A 9,774-nucleotide genomic window follows, 5' to 3' on the forward strand; every position below is an offset into this window, starting at 1 on the left:
CATGGGCCAGTTCCCTGCCGACGCAAAGGAAGCCGGCGTGCTCGGCCGTATCGCCGATTCCCGCTCGACCCACGTGGACAAGCTCGCCGAGGCGATCGGCGCCGCCGGACATGACCTGCCCGATCCGAATCAGGCAGGAGGAGGCGATGCGGGCGCTGTCTCAGGCGCCCCCGAGACCGCGAATACCGCAGAGCCCGCCGACATCGAGGGCGTCCGGCCCACCGCCGAGGCCGCAGGCGAAGACTCGGCCGAGGCGCGGCAGGACTACAGCCACGACGTCCCCGGGGTCCTCGCGGCTCTCCTCGCGGCAGAGAAGGAAGCCTCCGACGCCGCGGGCGGCCTCGGCGGGTACCCCGCCGCGCTCGCCGGTTCGATCGCCGCGAACTGCGCCGCCGCGGGGGATGTGGAGATCGGCGTCAGGCTGGGGGTATCCGGCTGAGTCCGGCGCGCGAGCGGCCGGAGCCGCGGAGACCAGAACGAGTCCGTCTCGACGGGCACAGGGCAGGCGACGAGTCGAGGAGCAGGCGATGACCGATTTCCCGGGGATCAGGGGTGAGCAGGCGGCGGCCTACGGATATGGGCTGCTGCTACCGCTCGCCGATCCGTCCGTGCTCGCCTCCATGCGCCGTCAACTCGATCAGCACAGGGATTTCGCCGACCGCGCGCTCGCGCTGTGGCCGGACGCGCCGGCCCCACAGGTCGGGTACTCACTGGACCAGCCGCCGGCGAATTCCGGCGACTCGCTGCTGCTCGCGATCCGCCTGGAGTCCGACGCCTGCGAGGGCTGGGCCGCGCAGCTCGCCCGACCGGACCAGACCGAGGCGCAGAAGGCCCTCGCCCTCGAGTGCCTCCGCGCCGGCAGTGTCCAGATGGCCCGCTGGCGCACGCTCGTGAGCGGCGCACCGCTCACGCCGCTGCCCGGTCTCGGCTGAGCGGTCGCGCGGCCGAGCGGCATGGCTACCCAGGGCTCCGGCGGCTCGCCCATCGCTCATCGACGAACGAGCCGCCCACGTAACTATCGGCGGATGAGCTCGAGGATCGCCTGTCCCGCGCCCTCGACGGGAACCTGCGAGACCTCGCCGGTCGCGCGCTCGCGCAGCTCGACGGTGCCCTCGGCCCAACCGCGGCCGACCACGACGACCCATGGCATGCCGATGAGCTCGGAATCCTTGAACTTGACCCCGGGCGACGCCTTGCGGTCGTCGAACAGGACGTCGAGGCCCGCGGAATCGAGCTCCGCGACGAGCGCCTCGGCGCCGGCGGCCGCGGCCTCGTCCTTGTTCGCGATCACCACGTGCACGTCGTACGGCGCCACGGAGGCCGGCCACACGAGGCCCTTGGCGTCGGCGAGCTGCTCGGCGAGGACCGCGACGAGCCGGGAGACTCCGATGCCGTAGGAGCCCATGGTCACGCGCGCCGGGCGTCCGTCCTCGCCGAGCACGTCGAAGCCGAACACGTCGGCGTACTTGCGGCCGAGCTGGAAGATGTGGCCGATCTCGATGCCGCGCTGGAGGGTGAGCTCCCCGGAGCCGTCGGGCGCGGGATCGCCCTCGCGCACCTCTGCAGCCTCGATCGTGCCGGTGGGGGTGAAGTCGCGGCCGCAGACGAGGTCGACGACGTGCATGTCCTGCACGTCGGCACCCGTGATCCACGCCGTTCCGGGGGCGATCCGCGGGTCAACCAGAAACTCGATCTCGTTCTCGGCGAGCGCGCGCGGACCGATGTAGCCCTTGACGAGGAAGGGGTTCGCCTCGAAGTCCTTCTCGTCGAGCAGCTCGACCTCGGCAGGCTCGAACGACGCCTCGACACGTCCCATGTCGACCTCGCGGTCACCGGGGACGCCAATGCCGGTCACCACCCATTCCCCGCCCGGCTGCCGGACCTTGACCATGACGCACTTGAGCGTGTCCGCCGCAGTGACGCTCCGGCCCTGGGCGACGTCCTCATCCGAGAACGCGGCGACGAGCGCATCGATCGTGGTCGCGCCGGGCGTCGTCACGGTGCGCGGCGCGCCGATCGCGGAGGCGTCCTGCGCGGGCGGAGCCGGGGTGGTCACGGCCTCGACGTTGGCGGCATAGGAGCCCCCGGTGGAGCGGACGAAGGTGTCCTCCCCGGCCTCGGCGACGGCGAGGAACTCCTCGGAAGCCGAGCCGCCCATCGCACCGCTCGTCGCGGCGACGATCACGTACTCGACGCCGAGGCGGTCGAAGATTCGCTGGTATGCGCCGCGGTGCGCCTGGTAGGAGCGCTCGAGTCCGGCATCGTCGACATCGAAGGAGTACGAGTCCTTCATCACGAACTCGCGGCCGCGGAGGATGCCGGCGCGGGGCCGCTCCTCGTCGCGATACTTGGTCTGCACCTGGTACAGGATCGCGGGAAGATCCTTGTACGAGGAGAACTCCCCCTGCACGGTGAGCGTGAAGATCTCCTCGTGCGTGGGCCCGAGCATCATGTCGGCGCCCTTGCGGTCCTTCATCCGGAACAGCGTGTTCCCGTACTCGGTCCAGCGGTTGGACTTCTCGTACGGCTCACGCGGGAGCAGCGCCGGAAGGAGGATCTCCTGACCGCCGATGCCGTCCATCTCCTCGCGGACGATGCCCTCGATCTTGCGGAGGGTGCGCAGGCCCAGCGGCAGCCAGGAGTACACGCCCGGCGCGAGCCGGCGCACGTACCCGGCGCGGACCAGCAGTTTATGGCTGAGGACCTCGGCATCGGCCGGGTCGTCGCGAAGTGTACGGAGGAACAGGTGGGAAAGGCGCTCGATCACGGTTATCCAGGTTATCGGCTTCCGCGCCACCACGTCCCCGGGGCCCCGGGATCGCAGGCCGCCCGCTAGCATTTCCGGCCGTGCGCATTCTCCTCCCACCCTCCGAGACCAAATCCTTCGGCGGTTCCGGCGAGACGCTCGATCTCGAAGCGCTGGCGTTCGCCGAACATGCGGGTGTGACGGCGGAGCGCGCCGCCCTCGTGGCCGAGCTGTCCCGCCTCTGTGCCGGGCCCGCCGACGCAGCACGCGCGGCACTGGGGCTGTCGGAGAAGCAGGCGCCGCCCGAACTCGAGGCGAATGCCGCGCTCGAGCACACCCCGACGGCCCCGGCTCTCGGCCGCTACACCGGGGTCCTCTATGACGCCCTCGATGCCGGCTCCCTCACTCCTGCCCGGCGGGAGCGGGCCGCACGGAGCATCCTCGTCGGTTCGGCGCTCTTCGGTCTCGTGGGAGCCGGGGACCCAATCCCCCACTACCGACTCAGCGCGTCGTCGTCACTCCCCGGGGGGAAGACACTGCGAAGCAGGTGGGCGGGGCCGCTCGGTGAGGCGGTGAAGGATTTCTGGGACGAGCTCGTCGTCGACCTGCGTAGCGGCGGCTATCGCGCTCTCGGCCCCGTTCCCGGCGCCGTGACGGTCGACGTGGTGAGCGTCGCCGCCGACGGCTCGCGCTCCGTGATCACCCACTTCAACAAACACCACAAGGGACTGCTCACGCGCGCGCTCGTCTCCTCGCGTGCCGCGATGGACGACGTACGAGCACTGCGCCGGGTAGCGGGCCGGGCGGGCATCGAGCTCGTCGCCGAGGGCGATTCGGAGATCGCGCTCACTATGCTTCTGCGCGACTGAGGAACCCAGGGCCGCCGCAGTTCGCCGCGAAACGCGTACGCGCAGGTCGCCGCGCGCGGGGCCACACGCGGGAAACGATTTCTCCCGCCGGGACGACGTAACCTGCGCACTGTGGGCAATCGATGCACAATCGATGAGCCATGTGCGAATGATCTACGGACACTCGGTGAGTCCGGGTGCGGGATGTTCCGCGACGTGTGATCATCGTTCACAGCTGCTCCATAGCTTCACACTCTCGAGGCGCAGTTTCGACCGCGCAGAATCGACGGGTCGCCGATGGCTTCTTTGCGGGATCTCCTCTCTCCGCGCTCCGGCGCGCCCGAAGCCGCCGGCACGGCGTCTTCTCGGAAATCGCAGAGACCGCAGCAGTCGCACAGATCCCTCAACGAGCCGGTCACCGGCGGCCACCGCATCCCGCTGGTCCTCCTCGCGGCGCTCGCCGTCGCCGCCGCGGCGTCGATGTGGGCGCTCATCACCTACCCCGACGCCTCCAGGCCCTACTGGGGGATCATCCAGGTCCTCACCGACCTACACGTCTACCGCTGGGGCGGCGAGCACATCGAGGCCGGGCTCCCCCTCTACGACGGGCTCATCGCTTCGCTCGATCCCGGGCAGTCGTGGCGCGGGCCGATGCCGTGGACGTACACGCCGTTCGCCGCTGCCGGATTCGCGCTGCTCGTCCCCATGTCTCTGCAGCTCATGGAGATCGTCTGGGTCGGCGGCATCTTCGTCTCGATCTTCCTCGTCTGCCGCCTCATACTCGGCTGGCTCGGCTATCGCTCCGAGGCTCGCACCACGTGGGCCGCCGTGTTCCTCTCCGGCGCCATGCTCTTCACAGAACCCGTGCGCACGACGATCTGGCTCGGGCAGATCAACATGGCTCTGCTCCTCCTGCTCGTCGCCGATGCCGCGAGCCGTGGCCGCCTCCGCGGCGCGCTCACCGGAATCGCGGCCGGCATCAAGCTCACACCCGCCTTCATGTGGGCGCACTTTTTTGTCACCCGCCAGTTCCGCGCGCTGGCGGTGAGCATCGGGACCTTCGCCCTCACCATCGTCATCGGCGCGATAATCGCGCCGCGCGATTCCCTCCACTACTGGAGCGGAGGACTCCTCGACGCCGCTCGGATCGGGAACATCGACGCCCCGAGCAACCAGTCGATCAACGGGATCCTCGCCGAGTACGTCTTCCACGGCGCCCCGCCGGTGTGGGCGTGGCTGCTCGTGGCGGTCCCGGCGGCGATCATCGCCCTCGTCATCGCGCACTACGTCCACGCGCGCGGGCAGCCGCAGCTGGCCTTCGTACTCTCCGGCATGACCGGCTGCGTGGTCTCCCCGTTCTCCTGGGGCCACCACTGGGTGTGGTTCGTCCCGTTGTTCGTGGTGTTGCTCCACCTGCTCGTTCGCCATGCACGGCGCGGCTGGGCGCTGCTGGCCTGGGTGCTGCCGTTCGCCCTTTACTTCCTCGTCGGCGCCTGGTCATTCGTCTTCCCCAATCCGGATCAGCCCACCGGGGCATGGATCGCGACCGGCTGGTTCATGTCCGCGCAGGCGCTCAGCGGCTTCCTCGGGCCGTTCATCCGAGAGCCGTACATCGTGGTGTGGGTTCTCACGCTCGTATTGGCTCCGCTCGTGACAGCGCTCGTCCGGACCGGCTCCAAGGCCGCCGATGTCGCCGAAGAAGTCGATCGCGCAGATGACCATCCGGACGCCGGGCCCCGCGAGTCTCCCGAAGCCGCGGAGCTCGGCCCCCGGCGAGCAGAGCGGTCTAAGGGCGTCGATCCCCTGCGACGGAGCGCAGAAGCGCCCGGGGCAGCCCCGCCACCTCGCCGATGACGATGATGGCCGGTGGGCGAACGTCCTCGGCCGACATGGTCTCGCGCAGATTCGCGAGGGTCGAGTCGACGCGTCGTTGGGCTACGAGTGAGGCGGACTCCATGATCGCCACGGGTGTCTCCGGATCGCGCCCTCCGGCGAGCAGCGCGTCGGCGATCGCCGGGCCGTTCTTCACGGCCATGAGCAGCACGATGGTGCCCCGCATGGCCGCGACGGCATCCCAATCGACGAGCGACTTCTCGTGTCCCGGCGGCACGTGCCCGGAAATGACCGTGACCTCGTGGGTGACCCCGCGGTGGGTGACGCTCACCCCGCCGAGTGCGGGCGCGGCAAAGGCACTCGTGACGCCCGGGACGACGATGCACTGGATGCCCCGCTCGGACAGCGCGAGCGCCTCCTCGTAGCCGCGGCCGAAGAGGAAATTGTCCCCGCCCTTGAGGCGGACCACGAAGCGCCCGGCCTCCGCGTGCTCGATGAGCGCCTCGTTGATCGCCTCTTGCGCCATCTGCCGTCCATACGGGATCTTCGCGGCGTCGATGATCTCGACGTCCTCGTCGAGCTCGCCGAGGATCTGCTGCGGGGCGAGGCGATCGGCGACGACGACGTCGGCGCGCAGCAGGAGCTCGCGGCCCCGGAGGGTGAGCAGGTCGTCGTCCCCGGGTCCACCGCCGACAAGCGCGACGGTGCCGCCGAGTTCCCCGGAACGTCCTGTAGAGGTGGTCTCGGCATTCGGCACCGAAGCCTGCGCGGGCCGGCGGGAAATCGGGATGCGTCGGGCGCGGGCTGCTTCCTCGATTTCCTCGGGGAACGGCCCCGCGGAGACGCCCACGATCCCCGGTTCGTCGCCGGTGACGACGAGAAGCGATGCGCCGTCGAGGACGTCGTGGTCCCACTCTCCCGAGTGCACGGTCACCGCGCCGGGGAGGTTCTCGACTGTCGCTCCGACGTTTGCCGCGAGGATCGCGACCTGCGCTCCCGCCTCGACGAGCCCGGGCACGATGCGGTGAGCCTGTTCCCCGCCGCCGAGCACGATGACCCGGCAATTCGAGAGGTCGAGCGGGAGCGAGACGGCAGGGCCGCCCCCCGGGCCTAGATCGTCGAATCGAATCACCCCTTCAGTCTAGATTCCCGGCTCCCGGCGACGATCCGCGCCACCACCTGCGGGGATCCGACGGGGTGGAGGTGGAGGTAGGAGCCGTGGAGGGTGGGTCCGGCGAAGCCCTCGGTGCGAGTCCCCCCCTCGCCGTCAATCCAGCCCCACGCGGCGTCTCCCCTGGCCTCGTCCGCGGCCGGCGACTCCCCGCCGACGATGTCGGTGCGGTGGAACTCGTGGCCGACGAACCGCAGCCCGGCGGGCGCGGCGAGCGAATCGCCGAGCGAGACGGCATCGCGGTACCCGAGCGTGAGCTTCCGGCCGAAGGCGAAATCGACGTCGACGGCGCCGCACATCCGGTGCCCGTCGAGACTGCGGCCGAGGTATGTGAGGCCGCCGCATTCGGCGTAGGTCGGCAGACCCGCCTCGACCGCCCCGCGCACGGCCTCACGGGTCGCGGTGTTCGCCGAGAGCTCCGCAGCGTGCTCCTCGGGGTATCCGCCGAGCAGGAGGAGCCCATCGGCGCGGGTGGGGAACGGGTCTGTGAGCGGGTCGAAGTGTGCGATCTCGGCGCCGAGGGCGCGCAGCATCTCCTCCCATTCTGGGTATCGGAAGCCGAAGGCCCGCCCGGACGCGACGGCGATCACGGGCGGCGGGCCGAGTTCGGTGTTCGAGCCGAGTGCTGCGTCCGCTTCGTCGCCCGGAACCCATGGGCCCCCCACCGGCGCGGACGCGGCGAGCCCGGCGATCGCCTCGAGATCGAGGTGCCGAGCCATGGTCTCCCCCATCGCGGCGATGGAGGTGTCCGGGGAATCGAGTGCGTCCGTCGTCATGAGCCCGAGGTGCCGGGAGGGGACACCGATCGCGTCCGAGCGGGGCACGGCGCCGAGCGCGGGGACGCCGACCCCTTCGCACGCGTCCGCGAGGATGCGGGCGTGGCGGTCGGAGCCGACCTGGTTGAGGATGACGCCGGCGACGTGCGTGCCCGGCGCGAAAGTCGAGTAGCCGCGCACGAGCGCCCCGACGGACTGCGAGTGGCCTCGCGCGTCGACGACGAGGATGACGGGCGCCCCGATGAGCGAGGCGACGTGCGCGGTGGAACCGTACCCGGAGACGCCGTCGGGGGCGACTGCCCCGATGCGCCCGTCGAACAGGCCCATGACACCCTCGACGACCCCGATGTCCGCACCGGCGGCGCCGTGCGCGTAGAGCGGCCCGATGCGGCGCTCGCCCTGCAGGTTGGGGTCGAGATTGCGGCCGGGCCTGCCGGTCGCGAGGCAATGGAATCCCGGGTCGATGAAATCGGGGCCGACCTTGAACGGGGCGACCTCCCGGCCGCCCGCGCGCAGGGCCGCCATGATCCCCGTCGCCACCGTCGTCTTGCCGTTGCCCGAGGCCGGCGCGGCGATGACCACCGCGCCTGGAGCTACGGCCTCGGCGCCGGACGCAGCTACCACTCGATGCCCCGCTGGCCCTTACGTCCCGCCTGCATGGGGTGCTTGACGAGGCTCATCTCGGTGACCAGGTCGGCGACCTCGATGAGCTCGGCCGGTGCATCGCGGCCCGTGATGAACACGTGCTGCCGGCCGGGCCGCTCGGCGAGCGTCGCGGCGACCTCGGTGGCGTCGACCCATCCCCATTTGAGCGGGTACGTGAACTCGTCGAGGACATAGAAATCGTGCAGCTCCGCGGCGAGGCGACGCTTGATTTCCTCCCATCCGGAGAGGGCGTCTGCGGCATGGTCCTCCTCGCCGCCGGACTTGCGGCTCCACGACCAGCCCGAACCCATCTTGTGCCACTCGACGGGCCCGCCGATGCCCTCGGCGTCGTGCAGCTCGCCGAGCTTGTGGAACACCTCTTCCTCGCCGATCTTCCATTTCGCGCTCTTGACGAACTGGAACACCGCGATGCTCATTCCCTGGTTCCACGCCCGCAGCGCGGTGCCGAATGCCGCGGTCGACTTCCCCTTCCCCTTCCCCGTATGCACGGCGGTGACAGGGAGCATCCGCCGCTGGCGGGTGGTGAGGCCGTCGTCGGGGACGGCATCCGGATCGACTTTGCCCTGGGGCATGGGTGTCTCCTCCCTCAAGGTCTGTGGAATCGTTCTGGGACTTGGTCGGCCGGCCTCAGCGCGCGCGGACGAGTTCGGCCACGCCTCCGGAGGTGAGCCCCTCGAGAGGGACCACGGGTGCCCCCATGCTCCGGGCGAGCCGGCCTGCAGCGCCGAGGCGGACGCGGCCGGACTCACAGTCGACGACCACGGGGGCCACACCGTCCATGGCGCCGAGCCTGCGGGCCTCGGCGAGCGCGCGTTCGCTCGCCCGCTCCCCCGCCGTCGCCCGCCCGTCGGTGAGCACGAGAACGATGGCGCGCCGCTCCGGGTCGCGCAGGCGGTGCGCGGCGAGCATCTGCCGGGTCGCCGCAAGCCCCTCGGCGAGCGGGGTCCGTCCGCCCGTCGGCGCGTTGCCGAGCGAGGCGACGGCGAGGTCCACCGATCGGGACGGCGCGAGCGCCACGGTCGCCCCGCTGCCGCCGGCGGTGACCACCCCGACGAGATCTCGGCGCACGTAGGAGTCGCGGAGGACCGCTACGGCCGAACGGGCGACGAGCTCGAGTCGCCGGCGCGCGGCCATCGAGCCCGAGGTGTCGACGCAGAACGCTACGAGGTCCCCCGAGCGCCCGAGTCGTCGCGCGAAGCGCAGGTCGCCCTCTGCGAGCATCCTCCTCGCGCCCGAGTTCGCGCTCTCGTCCGCGCCCGCGGAGCGCTGCTGCCTTTCCAAGCCCCACCGCGCTGCCGCGGCGCGCACCGTGGGCACGAGATCGAGGCGGGCCCCGCGGGCGCCGGGCGCCGCGCTCACCGATCGCCCATTCGTGGTGACGGCGCTCGAGCGACGCCCCCTCGAACCGTGCGCGACTCCGCCGAGCCGGAACAGGAGCGGCCGGCCCGCCTGTTCGGAGCGGAGGTCCACCCCGCGAAGCCCGTAGGAGATCTTGCCGTCGCTGGATAGATCGGCCTCGGCGCTATCCGCACGCGTCTCCACCTCGGGCTGGGGATCAGTCTCCGCCGTACCGCGGTCGCGATCGGCGCCGGAGCCGGGACCTGCGGCGTCATCCGAGTCCCGGGAATCCGGGCGAGTGCCTGCGCCGCCGGAGGGCCCGGGGCCCGAGTCGTCGTCCCCATCGGGCCCATGGCCGCCGTCTCCGCCGGATTCGCCACCGTCGTCGGTGTCATC

Annotated in this window: 9 protein-coding genes; 4 read left to right on the forward strand and 5 right to left on the reverse strand. The window is 71.0% G+C overall.

Going from position 1 to position 9,774, the window contains the following annotated elements; genetic code table 11:
• Positions 1 to 439, forward strand: a 439-nt coding sequence (locus tag V7E05_RS12045) for a hypothetical protein (protein WP_442891672.1), incomplete at its 5' end; no start/stop codon positions are given.
• A gap of 88 nt (positions 440 to 527) precedes the next feature.
• Positions 528 to 932, forward strand: coding sequence for a DUF4439 domain-containing protein (locus V7E05_RS12050; protein ID WP_333619892.1), 405 nt, complete (start codon positions 528 to 530; stop codon positions 930 to 932).
• An 83-nt stretch (positions 933 to 1,015) separates the two neighbouring features.
• Here the strand turns inward: V7E05_RS12050 and V7E05_RS12055 are convergent, their stop codons facing one another.
• Complete coding sequence (locus V7E05_RS12055; protein WP_333619893.1) at positions 1,016 to 2,767, reverse strand: proline--tRNA ligase; 1,752 nt, start codon at positions 2,765 to 2,767, stop codon at positions 1,016 to 1,018.
• Between the two features lie 80 nt (positions 2,768 to 2,847).
• On the opposite strand from V7E05_RS12055, the gene V7E05_RS12060 reads away from it, so the two are divergent.
• Positions 2,848 to 3,615 (forward strand): YaaA family protein, encoded by a 768-nt coding sequence (locus V7E05_RS12060; protein ID WP_333619894.1) that lies wholly within the window; start codon positions 2,848 to 2,850, stop codon positions 3,613 to 3,615.
• Between the two features lie 276 nt (positions 3,616 to 3,891).
• A complete protein-coding gene (locus V7E05_RS12065) occupies positions 3,892 to 5,448 on the forward strand; it encodes a glycosyltransferase 87 family protein (RefSeq protein ID WP_333619895.1) in 1,557 nt (518 codons plus the stop codon).
• Here the strand turns inward: V7E05_RS12065 and cobA are convergent.
• The 4 genes from cobA to V7E05_RS12085 form a co-directional block, all read right to left on the reverse strand.
• Positions 5,381 to 6,559: a uroporphyrinogen-III C-methyltransferase gene (gene cobA, locus V7E05_RS12070; protein ID WP_333619896.1), complete on the reverse strand. Its 1,179-nt coding sequence runs from the start codon at positions 6,557 to 6,559 to the stop codon at positions 5,381 to 5,383. The genes V7E05_RS12065 and cobA overlap by 68 nt on opposite strands.
• Positions 6,556 to 7,998 carry a cobyrinate a,c-diamide synthase gene (locus tag V7E05_RS12075; RefSeq protein ID WP_333619897.1) on the reverse strand — a complete coding sequence of 481 codons (1,443 nt, stop codon included), beginning with the start codon at positions 7,996 to 7,998 and terminating at the stop codon, positions 6,556 to 6,558. The genes cobA and V7E05_RS12075 overlap by 4 nt, the downstream gene beginning before the upstream one ends.
• A complete protein-coding gene (cobO, locus tag V7E05_RS12080) occupies positions 7,992 to 8,612 on the reverse strand; it encodes a cob(I)yrinic acid a,c-diamide adenosyltransferase (protein WP_333619898.1) in 621 nt (206 codons plus the stop codon). The genes V7E05_RS12075 and cobO overlap by 7 nt, the downstream gene beginning before the upstream one ends.
• Positions 8,613 to 8,667: 55 nt before the next feature.
• Positions 8,668 to 9,774, reverse strand: a 1,107-nt coding sequence (locus V7E05_RS12085) for a VWA domain-containing protein (RefSeq protein ID WP_333619899.1), incomplete at its 5' end; no start/stop codon positions are given.

The sequence above is a fragment of the Dietzia sp. genome, assembly GCF_036741115.1.
GTDB lineage: Bacteria > Actinomycetota > Actinomycetes > Mycobacteriales > Mycobacteriaceae > Dietzia.